17 protein-coding genes are annotated in these 18821 nt (G+C 41.7%); 2 read left to right on the top strand and 15 right to left on the bottom strand.

Translation table 11 applies throughout. From position 1 onward, the window contains the following. Window positions 1-58: 58 nt before the first annotated feature. The 3 genes from QNH28_RS06100 to QNH28_RS06090 form a co-directional block, all read right to left on the bottom strand. The gene (locus tag QNH28_RS06100) at window positions 59-640 is read right to left on the bottom strand and encodes a TetR/AcrR family transcriptional regulator (protein WP_076284085.1); all 582 of its coding nucleotides are present in this window, start codon (window positions 638-640) and stop codon (window positions 59-61) included. A 4-nt stretch (window positions 641-644) separates the two neighbouring features. Next, complete coding sequence (locus QNH28_RS06095) at window positions 645-1277, bottom strand: YigZ family protein (RefSeq protein ID WP_076284084.1); 633 nt, start codon at window positions 1275-1277, stop codon at window positions 645-647. 132 nt (window positions 1278-1409) lie between these two features. Further along, window positions 1410-2765, bottom strand: a complete 1356-nt coding sequence (locus QNH28_RS06090; RefSeq protein ID WP_042185583.1) for a glucose-6-phosphate isomerase — start codon at window positions 2763-2765, stop codon at window positions 1410-1412. A 234-nt stretch (window positions 2766-2999) separates the two neighbouring features. Between QNH28_RS06090 and QNH28_RS06085 the strand changes: the two genes are divergently transcribed. Beyond that, window positions 3000-3902: an NAD(P)-dependent oxidoreductase gene (locus QNH28_RS06085; RefSeq protein ID WP_283910604.1), complete on the top strand. Its 903-nt coding sequence runs from the start codon at window positions 3000-3002 to the stop codon at window positions 3900-3902. A gap of 413 nt (window positions 3903-4315) precedes the next feature. On the opposite strand, the gene ppnP is transcribed toward QNH28_RS06085, so the two are convergent. Together ppnP and tkt are read right to left on the bottom strand one after the other, a co-directional pair. After that, complete coding sequence (gene ppnP / locus QNH28_RS06080) at window positions 4316-4633, bottom strand: pyrimidine/purine nucleoside phosphorylase (protein WP_283910603.1); 318 nt, start codon at window positions 4631-4633, stop codon at window positions 4316-4318. 33 nt (window positions 4634-4666) lie between these two features. Beyond that, window positions 4667-6709 carry a transketolase gene (gene tkt / locus QNH28_RS06075; RefSeq protein ID WP_283910602.1) on the bottom strand — a complete coding sequence of 681 codons (2043 nt, stop codon included), beginning with the start codon at window positions 6707-6709 and terminating at the stop codon, window positions 4667-4669. 302 nt (window positions 6710-7011) lie between these two features. Between tkt and QNH28_RS06070 the strand changes: the two genes are divergently transcribed. After that, window positions 7012-7644, top strand: coding sequence for a hypothetical protein (locus QNH28_RS06070; RefSeq protein WP_283910601.1), 633 nt, complete (start codon window positions 7012-7014; stop codon window positions 7642-7644). A gap of 67 nt (window positions 7645-7711) precedes the next feature. Here QNH28_RS06070 and QNH28_RS06065 read toward each other — a convergent pair whose 3' ends face one another. The 10 genes from QNH28_RS06065 to QNH28_RS06020 all read right to left on the bottom strand — a co-directional run bounded on the left by QNH28_RS06065 (window position 7712) and on the right by QNH28_RS06020 (window position 18810). Continuing rightward, complete coding sequence (locus tag QNH28_RS06065) at window positions 7712-8491, bottom strand: GNAT family N-acetyltransferase (protein WP_283910600.1); 780 nt, start codon at window positions 8489-8491, stop codon at window positions 7712-7714. A 100-nt stretch (window positions 8492-8591) separates the two neighbouring features. Beyond that, window positions 8592-12542, bottom strand: coding sequence for a glycoside hydrolase family 78 protein (locus tag QNH28_RS06060; RefSeq protein ID WP_283910599.1), 3951 nt, complete (start codon window positions 12540-12542; stop codon window positions 8592-8594). Window positions 12543-12564: 22 nt separating this feature from the next. After that, window positions 12565-14844 carry a hypothetical protein gene (locus tag QNH28_RS06055; RefSeq protein ID WP_283910598.1) on the bottom strand — a complete coding sequence of 760 codons (2280 nt, stop codon included), beginning with the start codon at window positions 14842-14844 and terminating at the stop codon, window positions 12565-12567. A gap of 18 nt (window positions 14845-14862) precedes the next feature. Beyond that, window positions 14863-15513 (bottom strand): hypothetical protein, encoded by a 651-nt coding sequence (locus QNH28_RS06050; protein WP_283910597.1) that lies wholly within the window; start codon window positions 15511-15513, stop codon window positions 14863-14865. A gap of 35 nt (window positions 15514-15548) precedes the next feature. Next, the gene (locus tag QNH28_RS06045; protein ID WP_283910596.1) at window positions 15549-16046 is read right to left on the bottom strand and encodes a hypothetical protein; all 498 of its coding nucleotides are present in this window, start codon (window positions 16044-16046) and stop codon (window positions 15549-15551) included. 20 nt (window positions 16047-16066) lie between these two features. After that, entirely contained in the window at window positions 16067-16447 is a 381-nt protein-coding gene (locus tag QNH28_RS06040; RefSeq protein WP_283910595.1) for a hypothetical protein, read from the bottom strand. A 15-nt stretch (window positions 16448-16462) separates the two neighbouring features. Next, a complete protein-coding gene (locus QNH28_RS06035; protein ID WP_156113062.1) occupies window positions 16463-16606 on the bottom strand; it encodes a hypothetical protein in 144 nt (47 codons plus the stop codon). A 7-nt stretch (window positions 16607-16613) separates the two neighbouring features. After that, the gene (locus tag QNH28_RS06030) at window positions 16614-16823 is read right to left on the bottom strand and encodes a hypothetical protein (protein ID WP_283910594.1); all 210 of its coding nucleotides are present in this window, start codon (window positions 16821-16823) and stop codon (window positions 16614-16616) included. A gap of 56 nt (window positions 16824-16879) precedes the next feature. Beyond that, window positions 16880-17749: a hypothetical protein gene (locus QNH28_RS06025; RefSeq protein ID WP_283910593.1), complete on the bottom strand. Its 870-nt coding sequence runs from the start codon at window positions 17747-17749 to the stop codon at window positions 16880-16882. An 11-nt stretch (window positions 17750-17760) separates the two neighbouring features. Continuing rightward, window positions 17761-18810: a hypothetical protein gene (locus tag QNH28_RS06020; RefSeq protein WP_283910592.1), complete on the bottom strand. Its 1050-nt coding sequence runs from the start codon at window positions 18808-18810 to the stop codon at window positions 17761-17763. Window positions 18811-18821: the final 11 nt, after the last annotated feature.

The following is an 18821-nucleotide window of genomic DNA, read 5'->3' as shown; positions in this document are numbered from 1 at the left end:
AATTAGTGTTATACCAATGCACAGCTTTAAAGTGTAAACTTATAAAAAAAACAGCATGTTAAAGGCTGCGACATAAAACCTTGATATGAGCTGATGCTGCTTCTTTTACATCCTCAAATGATACTTTATCTTGGATATAATAAGATATAAATCCGTGAGCGGATAAGAACAAGGTTAGCGGCACGTTCTGCCAATCCTCGGACACATATCCCTCTTCCTTCATATGACGGCGTACAATACTTGAGAATAAATCAAAACATCGTCCCTGCTCTGCTCTACAATAAGCTAGTAGCTCTTCATCCCGAATCATGAACATAATTTCATACTGATAAGGATGATCTATTCCAAACCTTATAAACTCCATAATTAGCTGCTCTACTCGAGTCATACCCTCTTCAGGTGGCTTATTCATTACTTGGCCAAGCAAAGTAGCCACATGATTAAAATCTTCGACAACAATGGCGTAGAACAATTCCGCTTTCTCTTTGAAATGATAATAGAGAGAGCCGTGGCTGTACCCCAAATGCTGACCGATGCTTCGCATTGAAATCGCTCGATAACCTTTGGTAATAAACAGATGCCTAGCGGCCTCTAATATTCTTTCCCTCGACAACTCCTGCTCCACTGCTCTCCTTGCCATATACCTAATCCCCTTCGCTGTAGTAAATCCGCCGCCCTTCTGTTACCAAGGCTTGCCCTTGGGTTAGATCTGTTATCCATGCCATAAATGCGTCTCCCTCATCATTTCGCGGTAAACATAACAACGTTACTTTATCGGTGAACAAAGTCTCGCCGGTTTGTATACCCCTTCCCCGAAGTTCGTTCTCAACCTTGCCTAGCCAAGTGTAATCAATTTCTACGAATACCTCTCGTCTTAGCACACGGGTGATTACTTCACCTGCTTCAAGCGCAAGCACTGCTCCATCCGTATAAGCTCTAATCAGCCCTCCGGCACCCAGCATAATGCCTCCGAAATAACGGGTAACAACAATTGCGACATTTTTAACTCCCTGGTTGCGAATTACTTCCAAAATCGGTTTGCCGGCTGTTCCACTCGGCTCCCCGTCGTCCGATTGCCTCTGGATTTCGTCTCTCTCCCCAATCACATAAGCAGAACAGTTATGCGTTGCGTCCCGATGTTTCTTCTTGATGTCTTCGATAAACAACAATGCTTCTTCTTCATTCTCAACCGGCATAACATGACCAATGAAGCGAGATTTGCGGATTACGACTTCCTTGGAACCGGAAGAGCGCACCGTTCGATATTGTTCTAACATAATTATTCCAGTCCTTATATACATATGATGTCTTCATATAATGTCAGGAGCAGCCCCCGGTATTGGATTACCTATGGACTGCTCCTGGTGACTTACACTAGTATGAATGGTCTCTAAAATACTGCTGCAATACTATTCTGTAAGTCTTGCTTCCAGCTCTGCCTTTTCTTTTTCGTAACCCGGTTTGCCAAGTAGCGCGAACATATTCTTCTTATATGCTTCTACGCCTGGTTGGTCGAATGGGTTAACACCGAGCAGGTAACCGCTGATGCCGCAAGCTTTTTCAAAGAAGTAGACCAAATAACCAAATGTGTATGGTGTTTGATCAGGAATAGTAACGATAAGGTTAGGTACTTGACCATCTGTATGCGCAAGCATTGTACCTTGGAAAGCCTTCTTATTTACGAAATCCATAGTCTTTCCTGTTAAGAAGTTCAAGCCATCCAGATCATCTGGATCGTTCTCAATGGTCACATGATGAGCCACTTGATCTACTTGAATTACCGTTTCAAAGATATTACGGTTACCTTCTTGGATAAATTGGCCCATGGAGTGTAGATCCGTAGAGAAATCAACGGAAGAAGGATAAATTCCTTTGAAATCCTTACCTTCGCTCTCGCCAAACAATTGTTTCCACCACTCCGATACAAAGTGTAAGGAAGGCTCATAGTTCACGAGGATTTCAGTTGTCTTACCTTTGCGATACAGAGCATTACGAACTGCAGCATATTGATAAGCTTGGTTAGTAGCTACATCTGGATTATTGAACTCATCCGCAGCGGCAGCAGCACCTTGCATCATCTCTTCAATGTTAATACCTGCTACAGCGATTGGAAGCAAGCCAACAGGTGTCAATACGGAGTAACGTCCGCCTACATCGTCTGGAATGATGAAGGATTCATAACCTTCTTCAGTAGCCAATTTCTTAAGGGCACCTTTTTCCTTGTCTGTAGTAGCGTAAATACGTTTGCGAGCTTCTTCTTTACCATATTTCTTCTCCAGAGCTGCGCGGAAAATGCGGAAAGCAATGGCTGGCTCAGTCGTAGTTCCTGATTTGGAAATTACGTTCACGGAGAAGTCTTTGCCTTCTACAAGATCAAGCAAGTGCGTGATGTATGTAGAACTAATGTTATTACCCGCGAAATAAACTTCTGGAGTTTTGCGCTTATCTTTAGAAAGGTTATTGTAAAAAGAATGCGAGAGCGCTTCAATCGCTGCGCGTGCTCCCAGATAAGAACCACCAATACCAATTACAATCAGTACTTCGGAATCGCTCTGGATCTTCTTTGCGGCTTGCTGAATGCGTGCGAATTCTTCCTTATCATAAGCTGATGGAAGATCAATCCATCCAAGATAGTCGGAACCTACACCAGTCTTATTATGCAACTGTTCGTGCGCTAACTTAACTGGAGCGGCAAGGTTGTCAATTTCTTGTTGATTGAAGAAAGTAAGGGCTTTGGTGTAGTCAAAATTAATCTTCTTAGACATCGGTAATGGAAACCTCCTGTTTATCTCTTTAAATTTGAAACCGCTTGTTACAACTTTATAATTAGGATACTTTAATTTGCCTTGACTGGCAAGGTCTTAGGGCACATCCCGGGCTTTAGAACCAAGTTTTCGAAAGTTTCATGGAAGCGTTTCCCGCATCATTAGGCATGGCTGAGCTGTGGTGCTAGCCTAAGTGCCGTGATAGAATGAAGAAAACGGAAGGTGGCTATACAAATGAAACAAATCGGTTTTATCGGACTTGGAACAATGGGAGCGCCAATGGCTTCCAACTTGCTTCGTGGCGGCTTTCAGGTGACGGTGTACAACCGTACAGCAGCTAAATGTAATCCTCTTGAAGCAGAAGGTGCCCAGATTGCCCTTACGCCACGCGCTGCGGCTGAAGGTAAGGATGTTATTATTACCATGATCAGTAATGATGATTCGGTTCGTGAAGTGTTTTATGGTCAGAATGGTATTCTAGATGCAGTTAAACCAGGCGGCCTGATTATAGATTCCAGCACAATTTCTCCAGGACTAGTTCACGAAATTGCCACTGCTGTAGAAGCTCGCGGTGGACATTTCCTAGACGCACCAGTAACTGGAAGCAAACCAGCGGCTATTGAAGGAACCTTGGTGTTCATGGTTGGCGGCAGTGCTGAAGTCATAGAACAGCATCGCGATATCTTCGATACGTTGGGTAAAAAGCTGATACATATGGGCGAGAACGGCAGTGGTGCTGTAGCCAAGCTGGCTCATAATGCAATGGTCGGCATTCACAACGTTGCCCTGGCTGAAGGATTCGCTATCGCTGTAAAATCAGGTGTTCCAGCTGATAAGTTCCTTGAACTAGTGCAGCTTGGTTCTGCGGGCAGCAAACAGGCGGAGCTTAAAGGCCGTAAAATCATAGAAAATGATTTCAGCAATCAGTTCTCCCTCGCGTTAATGTTAAAGGATCTGAAGTTAGCATCCGCCCACAGCGATTTCACAGGCGTCCCTTCTCCAATGCTGGGACTAGCCAAAAGCATGTTCCAAGCCGGGTTTACCCAAGGCTATGGCGATGAAGACCTCTCCGCTGTAGTGAAATGCTATGAAGAGTGGATCGGACAAAAAATGGGTTCTACTGTATCCGAGAAGTAAATTCAGAAAACTAAAACCTACTCTAGTTAGAAACATTTACGACCGCTTCACACATGACTATTCAAATGTGTGAGGCGGTCTTTCTATTGGGCATTTTGTTTGTTAAAGGAAATATGCTAGTGTAACTTTTGCAGCACAAAGCCACAGCCATCGCTATCGGACACAGCTGACCTTATTCGCAATATTCCCCTCCATTTCGTATGCTATCGGACTCTATAGTCGCTATTGGCATGAAAAACACCTAATTTGAGGCTATTTCTATGAAATAGCTGCAGTGGAGTCCGAAAAACTGCTCCAAAGGCTATAAATTTGCAAATAGCGTCAGCTGTGTCCTTATAAACCCAACACACGAACCAACACAAAAAGCAGCGATTCTCCAATAATAGGAGAATCGCTGCTTTGCTGTCTTTTAGTTATAGAACCGGGTAAGAACAGCAATAATCAGTTACTTCAAATACTTCCAACGCAAATTTTGAGTTGCCAGGGACATTGAACGTTGCCGCTCCCTTAATCTCCTGCCATACCTCAGTGCGGGGAAGCAGCACTTTAAGATCGCCGGACAAAATCTCCATAATTTCAGGACCATCCGTACCAAATTCATATACACCAGGCAACATAATACCAAGTGTGACCTTAGTTCCATCCTGCAAAATTACCGTACGGCTGGTTACTTGTCCGCCATAATATACATTGGCTGCTTTTTCAATCGTTGCGTTGTTAAACTGACTCATTACTTGTTCTCCCCCTAATGATTATTCAGTTAATTACAGAAGTGCTTTCACACGGCTAACTACGTTCTCAACAGTAAAGCCGTATTCTTTCATTACTCTGTCTCCAGGTGCGGAAGCTCCGAAAGTAGTGATGCCGAGGATATCGCCTTGGTCACCAGTATAACGTTCCCAGCCAAAGGTTTGTGCCATTTCGATTGCAAGACGAGCCTTAACTCCTGGAAGAATTACGGATTCACGGTATTCTTTATCTTGTTTTTCGAACAGATCCCAGCTTGGCAAGCTGATTACACGAACATCGATACCTTCTTCAGCCAAAGCAGCTTGTGCTTTAACAGCCAATTGCACCTCAGAACCAGTAGCGATCAGTTGTGCTTGTGGAGTGCCATTCTTGGAATCAGAGACAACATAACCACCACGTTTGATGTTTTCACGAACGCCATCAACTGTTCCAGCAAGAATTGGCAAGTTTTGACGAGTCAGAACCAAAGCAACCGGATTCTCTTTGTTTTCCATAGCATAAGCCCATGCTGCAGAAGTTTCGTTAGCATCAGCCGGACGAATAACAGTCAGACCTGGGATAATACGCAGGGAAGCCAATTGTTCGATTGGTTCATGCGTAGGACCATCTTCACCAACTGCAATACTGTCATGTGTCAGTACATAGGTTACTGGCAATTTCATGATCGAAGCCAAACGGATAGCTGGACGCAGGTAGTCTGTGAACACGAAGAATGTTCCTCCGAATACTTTAAGACCTGTGTGTAGTGCAATACCGTTCATTGCAGCAGCCATACCAAACTCACGTACGCCGAAGTAGATGTTGCGGCCATCATAAGATTCTGGTGTGAACGATGTCAAACCATTCAAATGCGTCATAGTGGAGCTTTCCAAGTCAGCAGAACCGCCCACAAGCTGAGGAACGCCAGCAGTCAGACCGTTAAGCGCATTACCGGAAGCGACACGAGTCGATACCGCTTTATCTTCAGTAGTGTAAGTTGGAAGTTTAGCATCCCAGCCTTCTGGAAGATCGCCATTGATTACTGTTTCGAACTGTGCAGCAAGCTCTGGATATGCTTTTTTGTAAGCCGCGAATTTGTCATCCCAAGCTTTGTTAGCTGCGATTCCGTTTTTCTTCACTTCTGCAAAATGAGCACGAACTTCATCAGGTACATAGAAATCTTCTTCGTATACCCATTTGTAGAAATCTTTGGTCAGCTTAGCTTCTTCTGCTCCAAGTGGGGAACCATGAGTACCGCCATGGCCGCCTTTACCTTGTTTGTTAGGGCTACCGTAACCAATTACAGTTTTCACTTCGATCAAAGTCGGTTTGCTAGTCTCAGCTTGTGCTTCAGCAATCGCTTTGGCAATAGCCGGAAGATCATTTCCGTCTTCAACGCGAAGTACTTGCCAGCCATAAGCATCAAAACGTTGAGCCACGTTCTCGGAGAAGGAAAGGTTCAATTTACCATCAAGGGAAATATCATTTGAATCATACAATACAACCAATTTGCCCAGTTTCAAATGACCAGCGAGTGAAGCAGACTCGGAAGAGATCCCTTCCATTAGGTCACCATCACCACAAATAGCGTAAGTATAGTGGTCAATCACTTTATGTTCATCTTTGTTGTAGGTAGCTCCCAATTGAGCTTCAGCCATAGCCATACCAACAGCCATACCAATACCTTGTCCAAGTGGACCTGTTGTAGCATCAACACCAGCGGTGTGACCTACTTCTGGGTGACCCGGAGTCAAGCTGCCCCATTGACGGAAATTTTTCAATTCTTCCATAGGCAGATCATAACCACTAAGGTGCAACAAGCTGTACAGAAGCATAGAACCATGTCCTGCGGACAATACAAAACGGTCACGGTTTACCCATGTCGGATGATCAGGGTTATGATTCATTGTTTTTGCAAACAATTGGTAACCCATTGGTGCAGAACCCATTGGCATACCTGGGTGGCCGGAGTTTGCTTTTTCAATGGCGTCAATCGCCAAAGTACGAATCGTTGTAATAGACAGGTTATCTACAGTTGAGTTTTCTTCCTTTTGAATCGCTTGTTCTTGTTCACTCATTTAATAGTTCCTCCTCTGAAATCTCAAGAATGTCATTTTGACTCTTATTGTATCATTAGTGTGGAAGCAATTCCAATTGTTTTTAAAAACTCTTTATTTGAACAGCTTATCTTTTGCAATATCGACGTATTTATATACACACAAGAACTATGAGACAAGCCAGAATTGCACTAGTCTATGGTCTAGTTTTTAATTGCGACTAAAGATTGTTTTACAATGCTCAAATATACAGTAAGATGGAGTTAGTTAAGCATAATTTTCATTCATTACCCAACATTTCCTAGTGGAAAGGAACTTTGAACATGAGTTCGAATAAGGACATCTTTATTGTGCTTACCGGTACAGGTACGGCCTTTAGTGGTTTTATTAAGTGGTTTACAAAAGCCGATCTGAATCATGCTTCGATCGCCTTTGACTGTGAACTGCGGGAGGTATACAGCTTCGGAAGAAAAAAAATGCACAATCCATTTGTGGCAGGACTAATCCAGGAGAACTTTATCGACCCTTTTTATAGCAGTGCTAATTGTTCCATTTATCAGTTGCGTGTTAGCGCTGAGGAATACGATACGATGTACAATCACGTCCAAGGAATGATGCAAAATCAGGAACGATATAAATACCATCTTTTAGGATTAATCGGTGTGCTTCTGAATATTAAAATCGATAGAGAAAATGCTTATTTTTGTTCCCATTTCGTTGCCTCTTTATTTGAAGAAACTGCAGTTCAGCCTGTGAATAAGCCTTCCTGCTTCGTTACACCGGAAGATTTCGCGCTTTCACTCTGTGCACATAAGATTTTTACTGGCAAGCTATCCTATTATTTACGTAGAGCTCAGAGAGCATCTACACGTCCATCCTCTTTACCATTACATACTACTTCCGTTGCTGCACGAATGATGCGAATGAATGAAGACCGAACTGAAGGGGTCGTATAAAAGGTTCTATGCTTGTGAAAAAGGACTACGCGGATTGTAATTCCGCTTAGTCCTTTTTAATTAAACATCATATAACAAATTCAACCATGTACTGTTTGCACATGAATTCATAACCGATCGATTGATATAGAGAAATTGCGCCTACATTTTCCTCAAGGACATTCAAATACACGTTAGAGGTAACCCTCCCCCCCGCTCGGGTGAGCTCTGCACAGATCTTTTTCCCGTACCCTTGCCTTCTCCATCTTACGTCCGTTCCGATGTTCCCCAATTCAACGTAATCCTCACTATAAATATGGTATCCGCCTACCGCAATCAGCTCTCGTTGTTCCATCACACCATAGAACGGATACTGTAATTCTTCTTTTGAGAACGCCATTGTATCTAAATCGGTCATTTTCGACTCAATGAGTTCAAAATAAGGGGGACCCAATTGTAAAACGCTTGTATCCACCGGTGGTAACGCTTCTTGATGGATATGCTTCATTAGAAGCAGTTTTTTGGGAGATTTAACAAGTTCAAGCTGTGAAGCGAGTAAAGCCATAACTTCTTCATTCACGATTACATTACCGACAGCATTGTCAGGTAAATTCAGTTGCTCTTTCATAAATAAAAGCACGGACCGGAGACAAAATGACTTCTCCACAGGGAATACGGAAAAAGCATAGAACGGGAGTCCTCTTAAAAAGGCCAATACGCCGAGCAATTCTCCCTGGTCAGTAAACTCACCGAAGTGTACCGAATTATGCTTACGAGCTGTAAGGTATGAATAGTATAAAAAATGTTGTTCCTTATTAATCGAATTCAAGATTGATTTCATTTCCGCTGGTGTTAACTCTCGAATCATATCTCCTACCCCTATCAATGTTTGATGCGTGCTTCAACATTAACATGATACCGTGAAGTTACGCAAAAAAGAGATGGGGTAGGCAATATAAGCTCTTATTCTACTTAATTCGATGACTCTGGAAATACTCCGACCAATCCGATGATATAACGACTATAGCTGTATCCGTTTTGGTGTTGTACGCATTTTGAGCCTTAAAGGTAAATGTAACAGGGCCATCTGGTAGCTTTTCAAAAGAGCTATCGTACATTTCACCTGTCCAGAAGGTTTTATCGTCGTTAGTTGGGCTGAGCTGCGTAGTGAACCCTCCGTTCATGGTTACTTGCACAGTATCCGGGAGACCTGTAGCTGTACCTTGTAGAACAAAACGTTCTCCTGCCCAAAATACGTTGTAGCCTCTTGGACTCTCCTCATTGCCACTCTTTTTCAGATTGTAGCCTTTACGGTTGTTGTTCCACTCTTGGGTGTGCTTAACGCCTCCTTTAATGCTCAATAGATTCACCATGAGATATTTTCGAGGAGAAATATTGCTCCAGTTATAACCATCAAAGACTTCCACTTCAACGGCATATTTTTCATTCTCAATCAGTGCTTCAGCTGGTACTTGCCATTGTTTTGCGCTTGAAACTTGTTCTCCAGATTGAACTTTGATCGTTCCCGTGGCTAAATTTATAATTCGCACCTTATAACGTTGCTGTAGATCTCCATCCTCATCTTGATAATCCCATTTAATGATCGGGGTGAGTGTGCTTGCGATTGTCGGTTTTGACGAGTCCGTACTGGTAGGATACGTAATATTAACTGTTGGAATTCGATTCACAACTGTTATACTATGGGATATTTCACGGTACAGCCCCAGAGAATCCGTTACAAGCTGTCTAAAGGTGAATACACCATTACTACTAAACTGCTTCGTGAAGTACTTTTGAGTGCTTGCTAAGACTTCTGTTCCACTTGATGGTTTTAAGAAATACTTATGACTTATTGTATCTCCTTTTGGTTCATCCAAATCAGAGGCGGTACTCTTAATGTTCAGAACGTCCGTCCGGTAGATTGGCACCTTAGTCGCATCTTTACCAGTATCTGTGATCAGAGTGAATCCCGGCTTAGGGGGATTATCGATGATGAATGTTTTTTCATTAGATATTTCTGACCAAGACAATTTTGAAAAGGCTCGTCCATAGACGGTAAATTTTTCGAAGCGTTCAAATGTGTTGTTTGGGATTTGATATTGTCTAAGTAGTCCGCTGCTATCCGGATTTTCAACACTCTTTACCAAGAGATCATCCTTCGAATAAAACTCCAGTCTATACTTTTCCTGTGGATCATTTTCTGGATCTGTATACGTCCACTTAATGAGTGGATCTCCTTGTAACTCCGCATCTATTACCGACGGATTAGTTGTGGTTCCAGCAGGAGTAGTGAGAGTTAAAGTTGGAGGCAGATTCTTAGCTACATTTAACTTCAGGGTAGCTATGTTGGACTTATCACCAATCTGGTCCACAACCCAATGTTCTAGTGTGTAGATCCCAGACTCAGGAAAATCAATTTTGATATTAGGAGTCCGGTACATATCAGTTGCACCATCACTATCTGTAACTTTCCAGTAATACTGCAAACTACTGATATCAGATGGATCATTATCAGAATCCACCCCATAGTATGTTATAGTATCAAACTGATAAACACTGCTTGGTCCATTAATTCCTGCTGTTGGAATATGGTTTTTAACAGTAAACATACGTGTAGCATACGAAGTCAATGCTGAAACATTCGAGCTTACTGGTATATCTGAAACATTAAGTCGCATTTCCCATCCATCAGATATCGCTTGTTGAGGTGAAACCCCACTCCTTGCAATTAAATCCCTGATTGCCATGGATTGATTACGATTGCTACCCGCATAATAATAAGGGCTGTTATTAAGTCTAGCGTACCATGCGTAAGACAGCGAATCTCCATCTTCATCTGGATCTGGTGTCGTATTTTGCATCGTAATGAGCGTATCTCGATATACTTCAGATGGCATATTAAAAGCGGCTGCAGGTGGGTGATTCATGACTTGTACGCTTTGACTATACCATTCCGACCACAAACCACGATTATCATGTACTTGTAGATTTATTTGATAATTTCCTGGTCCAAACGCGGCGATATTCGGCGGTGTTGTCGCTCCACCCCAATGCTCCCATACTTTATTCCATCCATCTTTAATTACTGTCCAATAATAAATATCCAATGGATCATTATCCGGATCAAATGATTTATCTATAATCGTCGTGGCCTTACGGTAGGAAACAATATTAGGCTCAACTGTGAATAGCGCTACAGGAGGTAGATTTGCAGCTGCTCCTACTGTCCTCTGGCACCAATCACTCCATATGCCTAACCCATTTTCACCATCCATGTCCCTTACTCTTAGCCGAATATCGTATTGATCATTACTTGGCAACGGATTAGGCGGCTGGCCATCATTCCATATCGAAGCTTCTGTTTTCTTATACTGCCATTGTCTATCGACAAGCCCTTTATTGGTCGCAGTAATGTGATCTAGATCGTAAGAGCTATCAGAGATTTGAATATATCCTCCCATCAACTTCGCACTGAATAAAGCTATCGGCTTTCGATGCACATGAAAAGTCATAGAGGATAAATTATCCCGGCTCCATTTCCGGTAAACATCAAATCGGTCATCATTTTTGGGATTATCTCGACCCTGAAAGGTCGCAATATATACCCCACTATAGGGGAATGAAGAATAAGTAGATGTTCTCCATAATCCTGAATCTCCAATAATCCCCATAGAGTTATCATAGAAATAAGGATTATGATCATATCTGAAACGTTCTGTGGATTTCGAATCTCCTTCAGAATCAAAGAATTTGGTTCTCGTTTCAACAGGGGTATTGATAAGGATAAATGACTTATTCCTCATCTGCTGTTTGACATTTATAGTTAAATTCTTTGATTGTTTCATTCCTGAAGGATCAGATGCTGTAATTATCATATTGTAAGACCCAGGTGATAAAGCATCATCAATCGCATCTATTGGGATGTAAAATGGTTTTGACGATTGCGCCTTATATACTGTAGTCTTCTTATAAAATACGTTAGGAATCTCTGCAGTAACCGTCACATCTTCGTTATCCGGATCACTTACATATCCTTCAATATTGATACCACTCAGTCCAGGCGCATTTACTAGCGTTATACCATTCGGTGTCCCTACCGAAATAGAAGGAGGATGGTTAGGAATCAATTTAGCAACCTCAGTCATGTAGGGCGTATAACCTCCAGGTTCATAATTTGCTTGGTAGGGCCCCTCTGACGGACCCAAATCCGTTCTATACCATCCTGAGAATGCAAGGAATCTTATTCGAAAAAGTTCGGGAGGGTTTGAATTATCATCATCAGCTGGGTTAAACATATTGTGCCCTTGTGTGAAGATATTAGGATAAGTAGTCTTCATGGCGCTTCTTATAGTAGAAAGGTCAAAATCTAGATTAATCTCTCTTCCGGTATGTGCAAGGCCAATATTATAGAGCGTTCCATAGTCAGTGCTCCAGTTCTGAGTTTGACCCCAAAAATAATTTCCGGCCGAACATGTCCATGTTTGATCCAACCCGTATAATCGGTTTTTTTCGCGTTCATACCCCGCCTCAGTGTAGGCAGAACCACACATATCTATTGTTAGTTTCTGATTCCATAAATGAGACTGCCCTGGCGGAGTATTGTTGTTCCAGTTGATATCAATATTCATAGGAGCTGCGCCAGGTGCTATATCATAAAATAATTGTTTAGTTATCTTGTTATAAGAAATGTTTGTAACTTTAATTGCTGGGAAACGGATATTAATTGTATTGGGTTGTGCATGTGTTGCAAACCCACTATTAAAAGTAATATCCCTGTAGTTAATAATGTTATCATCATCAGCAGCCTGAGCTGTCGTACTTATTCCTACCCTCTCTGATAATGGTTGAGGTAAGATTGGCAATATTGTAAAAATTAACAAGAAATATAAAATGAAGCTTATCCTGAATTTTTGTTTCACAAGACCATCCTCCGTTCTTCACTTATAGATCCCAATCTACCTCTGGTGCCCGATTCTCCACCTCTACAATCCGTTCAATGAGATTTTGTGTGCTATCAGAATTTATCCGTTTTCTATCATCTTCAGTTACAAATTCTTCAATCGTGGGCTGTCCAAATTCTTCGAGAACTGTAAGACGTATTTCATATTTTCCGACTTCATATAGCTCCAAATTCAGACGAGTGCGATTCTCTTCGTTAAACCGAGCCCAACTCTCATCTGCAAAAGATCCGTTGTTATTAGAATCGTAACGATATTCCCAAATCCGACGAATGAGTGGATCTTTATCCTTAGTAAAAGACATATCATCTATTGAAACCACTGCCTTATTTCCATTACTCGGATCGCGGTATACTTTTCCCGGCATCCCAAAGTAAGCAAATGGCAATTCATCTGGAACGATATCAAAAATCAGTTCACTACGATCAGAATATCCCAAGGTATTTTCCACATAAATTGTAGCTTTATATTTACCTGGACTCTTAAATAGAATATCCTTACTCTGAAAATCAGCTAACGTACCACTGTATTTAATATCTGCATTCGTACCACCAGAAACAGCACTGATAGAGATCTGAGTTTTTGATGGGACCAATGGAAAACGAGTAGGACTTTGACTAATATTCATGAGCGTTGTTTTTCGATTTTGTTTTAGTGTGCCAGAAATGTTTAATATAGCAGCAGGCTTAGGTTCAATCACTGTTACCTCAGTACTAGTACTCCCAATTTGACCATCGTTGTCAACTACTGTGAGCCCAATTGGGAAAGTCTGCCCTACATCATCTCTTGTATACCATATGTATCCTCGTGCTGTATTACCGATCCCACCCTGCGCTCCTTGAGTACCCCAGGAATAATCTGTGATATAACCATCCGGATCAGAAGAAGCGCCTCCGTACACCATCATGTCGTCTCCAGCTTTGACATATTTAGGGGCGCTGATCCGTGCGATGGGCGGTTTACCTTCAGGTTTAGCTGGTGGGTTTGGGTTAGGAGGGAAAAGATCACCTGGAGGATCTTTCTTATACACTCCAGCTGATATCTCAGGTCCTGCCTCTAAAGATGAAATAGGACCTGCTTTTGTTTGTACTGGATTTTTGAACCGTACGACAACCTTTATAGCATAGTCTTGTTTATAATTATCTTTTCCCACCAATTTGGACGCTGGGATTGAAAAATCAAAGTCTTTACCCGCAGTAAGAACTTTTGAATATTCTTTCTTCATATCCGCAACAGCTATTTCTTTCTCTCTTGCATAAAACGCCCATTCAGAAATATTAGAAGTGTCTGTATAGGCTAGTAATTCACCTTTAACATTAATTTTTACAGCAACTTTGTCACCAGTCATTTTCGCAGGATTCGGGTTGGGTTCAATTAATGTAGCTGAAGCATTCAAAATAACTTGATCAGGTAGTGCATAATCAAAATTGACAGTTCCCGCATAGCTATATGAGGTCATTTTTGCTTCGGCAGTGAAGTAGTATGGCAAAATGATATAATATAGCCGCCCAATTACCCAAATCCCTTTATCAAAGGTATCCGACGGTTGTTCGGGTGTATATTGCCCTGATGGTACTTGATAAGTAATAATGAATTTCCCGTTTTTTTGTCCAACTTGCCCTTTGTCCCCTTGAAGCGCCATGGGTACCAGCTTAATGCTAGACTGAATAATATTACTGTATGGGATAGTATTAACATTGTCTCTAAACCATGTTGCTTGACTCGGACTAACTGGATCAGATTTTGTGGCAACAGTTGTTTTTGGTGGTTCGTCTGATGGAGTATTAAAATCTGTAGCGTTTACGTTTTTGCTTGTGTTCACTCCACGATCTTGATTATAATCATTAATCTGCCATCTTCGCCCATCTGCATATCGCCAAATAGAGTTACCCGGCGTACTTTTAAAAACTTTTTCAGGATCGTTACCATCCATTCCTGTAACATTAAACGTTTCAACTTTTTCATTACCTTTGAGTGTAACTTTTATTTTTCCATTCTCTACGCTAATTGCTCCAACTAAGCTGTTATTGCCTGAATATTTAAAAGTTCCTGCTTTAATTGCAGCGACGTTTACTCCACTAGGCGGGTCTAAGTAAAAAGTTTTTGCTGCATTCCCTGATCCCGTTAATCCAGTTGTAATAGGTATACTTACTGATCCAGATTTCACCTCTGCTGCTTGAGCTGAATTCATCAAGTTTGGCGAAAGTAATAGACCAATTATAAGAATAATTGAGAATATCCTGATTTTTTTATTTTTCTTCATCTGCAACTTCATCACCTCTTAAACTTCTGAAGTGTTTACGATGTATTTTGTAGCCGAATCTTTTTTGTTGTCTAACCAAATAACAAAAGACTTAAAATCTCCATCATAGTAATAGGCTTGGTAGGTAGTCATTTTCTGTCCCGGCGCTAATTTCCATCCCCATAGTGCCTCTTTGTCGTTCACAGAAGTATCCTTGCTTCTTGGCATAGTTGGATACGCATCTAATTTGTTACCAAATCCTAAGCGCCATTTCTCACTTAAATCCGTATAATCTTTTTTAATTGTATTACCACTATTATTTTCCACTGTAATTTTAGTCCAAATAAAGTACTTCCCTTCTCCGGAATATTTGAACTTCTTAATCAGTGCTTGAGCATCTTTGGACTTTGCATCAAAGATCATTATCTTCTCCAACGTATAACTCAACCCACCCGCCGTAACTGTCACAGGCAACTCCACTTCTTTTTCCAGCCCAAATTTACTCAGATTATCCCTCATAATAGGCACTGGTGTTGCTGCAGGTTTCGCGGTGGTGGCTGGTTCCATTGTTGTCGTTGGCTTAGCCGTAACTACTGGTGTAACCGTTTCCGCATTTGCAACCACTCCCTGCCCCAATACCACGCTAAATAACATTGTCGCTACTAAAGTCGCCTTTACAACTCTCTTCATCCCCAAATCTCTCCCTTGTCTCAATTGGATTTTTCCTACTTATTAAACTTATACTCCTGAACTGCAGGTACTCTGATTGGCTCTTGTGTTTTGGCTCTGGAGATCAGCAGCGGATGTTTCGTCTCAATGACGGCAATAACCGAGGGACCCTCTATGTATTTGGTAATGCCATATTCACTATCCTCGTATAAAAGCGGAAAAGTCACTCCGTCCGAATCATCAACAATATCAAACTTCACAATCTTTACTTGATTTTTAAAACGGCTGCCCATTTTGGGAGAAAGACCGTTATCTAGTCCAAGATTTAACTGCAAGGTATGCTGAAAAGTATCGTAAGCAAGCGCAGGATCGATAATTAGACGACCTCGTGTGAGTTCAGTTTCATCTAATTCCTGTGCGGCGTCGTGAACGGCGATATTGTTTGCATCTTTTAGCATGCTGCGCAGCATGTCCCACTCCTGATTCTGGATCTGAAAGAACCAGGAGTAGATAAAGATCAGTAGGACAAATGCCAGCTTAATAATGTAATCCATAAATTAGGCTCATCCCTTAATCAATCGAGATATTCACTCATAATTGACCCATGTCCATAATATCGGGTCGGCTGCGAAACCGTGGAGAAATTATACGGAAACAAATTTACCCGCGGCGCAGTTACATACACATCAATCCGTTGTTTCCGCTCTTGAACGGTGTCCGTACTACTCGTAATTTCGATGGAACCCTCTGAGAACCCAATCGCCTTCAGATTTGAAATCACTTCGTTCCGCATAGACGCTGTGACCATCCCCTCCGTTGCAGCTTTTTGTGTGATGTAGGACGTATTAGCTTTGACTTGTAAATCTAGCAGATAATCGATATAGGTAAAAATGGGCTGCAGGATAATAAACAGGACAAGCCACATGAATAATGCCCGGAGGACGGTCTCCTTCAATAGAAACGCCTCCTTCTAATATTGCTCTACTTGCTTAGTATGTGTGATGATATCGTCCTGACTGCTGCCAATGATATGCGTAGCTACTGTGATAAACATCCCTGCGATCACAAAACCAATGGCCAGAAACATTGCAATGGAGATAGAGTCTTTTTTCATAGCCGAGTTAAACCGAAGTGTGGTTCAAGACCCGGGCAACTGCAGTTTGGGTTGAATCCAACGGCTGAACTAAGGTTACACCCGGAATCGTCGGTTTGTTATCATCCGTAGCATCAATTACTTCTCGCACCACTGGAATCAAAACGGCAATTACGATGGCCACACACAAAAATCCGATAGCGATAAACAACCCTGTAGAAATAGCGTCCTTTTTCATTGTTAAAATCTCCCTTTTATTTTATATTTTTTAAATAATGTTGAACATACAATTTCTCACTGGAACATGCCGACCCCATTAAAATTTCCTTTGATCAGCAAAATGTACTGCATCGCCATCGCGACAATCATTAAAAAAGTTGCAATCGATGGGATCACATTAATGATCGTAGATAGATCTCCGATAAAAGACCACTTTTTCAAATACTGATCGCTTGAGATTTTGGAGATAATCTTACCTTGTTCACGTAAGTAATTCGCCGCTTCTGTGTCGTCATCCATACCCTCTGTAGCCAACAAAATGGACCGAATGTCATTAATAAAACTATGATTATCCGGAAACTTTGCACAAAACCATTCAATCGCCCCCTCTACACCCTCATCTACTGCTCGTTCTGACAACTCGTATAAGTCCTGACGTATATATTGAAAATGTCCAGCCGTACTCCCGCAAAAAGTGCCAAATTGCGCATATCCGCGCTTGCGTAGCCGATTATTCTCGTATAGACGGATGAAAGAGATCAGCTCACCGTCTTTTTTAATAACCGTTTTTTGATGAAGCCATGCAAGCACCCAGCCAAACGGAAGATAGCGCATCGGACTGCTGATTACGAGAATAAGTAGAGCAATTAGAGGGTCATAAATAGAAAAAGAATTAGAACGAATGAAATCGCTGACGACTTGAGTTATTAAATAAATCAGCGCTGCTGAATAACGGAAGAGCGTAATTTTACGGGCCGAAATCGATAAACCAGAATCATTCAATAATTGCTGAAATCTATCCCCCTGCACCCGTTCCCCGAGCTCATTCCACCGTAGCTCTAGTCGGACAAGATATCGTTCCTGTTTACTACTGCTGCTTACAAATACAAGTAATGCGATATATACAATCCCGATTACGGTAATTAATAGTAACAATCTGTCCATAGCTCATCACCTTAGTGGTAGTCCAGTTTAGGTCTGGCGAGAATAGTGCTGATCACAAAAGAAATAAAAAGTCCAGAAACGATCACCATCAAAAAGGAAAGTCCTACTGTAGTCTCAAATTGCAATTGGAAATAGACATCCGGCTTCAGCATGTACATAAAGGTTCCAACCGTAGATACCAGCACCAAAAGATTCCCATATAAGCCAAGGCTGATCGCATCTCTACTTCCCGCTTTTACAGTCAAAATCGTTTCTCTCTGTTGCTCCATAGAACGGTTTAACAGCATCAACGAGCTTTTTAAATAACGGGTTCCTTCCTTCTCGGCATAGAGCAGATCCGATATAAATTCTAGGGCGAAGGTAGTACCAATCGCATTGGAAAATCTACCGGCTTCCTCAACAAGCTCCTTCTCATTACTGTAATTAGAAAATGCAGCTCCTAGTAGCTTCAGAGGGCCCTTCAATACATTATTATCCGTAAGAAAATCCGCTGTCCGATCGAGAATGGAATCTACCGACAAGTGAGTGAATTTGGTGGAGATTTTGACCACATCGAGTAAATCATAGCTTCCATGTACCTTCCTCTGCGCATAGATGTATCTCATACGAAAATAAGGAATCGTAGCAGAAATCAAAGCCATAAAAAGTGGAAATCTCCAAGCCCCCTGAATCGAACGCCCTTCATTAAAGGTGATCCCCTCCAGAAAAGGATTGTTAAAACTCAATTGCCCAGGAAGCTCACTTAGCGTCAGTAGTCCTGATAGAAAAACTGCAATAAACACTATTGCTGTACGCGTGGCAAAACGCATAACGCTGATTCCCGGCTCATATTTTCGGTGTACGAAATATAAAAGATTATCTAGATGACGGTAGAGCCACAGCCTTTTTTTAACCGAGCTAACTCTTTTGCCAAAAATACTCATTTTATGTTTGATCCGAAAATCGACTTTCTGACCTACCTGTCGTAAATGCCGTTCGATTAGCCGTTTAATAAGTAACCATATTCCCCAAACAATCAACAAATGAAGGACATAACGAAGAATATACAATAATAAATCCACGGTTTCACCTC

It is taken from the genome of Paenibacillus sp. G2S3, from assembly GCF_030123105.1.
Taxonomy (GTDB): domain Bacteria; phylum Bacillota; class Bacilli; order Paenibacillales; family Paenibacillaceae; genus Paenibacillus_AQ.
Note: the sequence above shows the minus strand (reverse complement) of the source record. Positions and strands in the feature narration are given on the sequence as shown.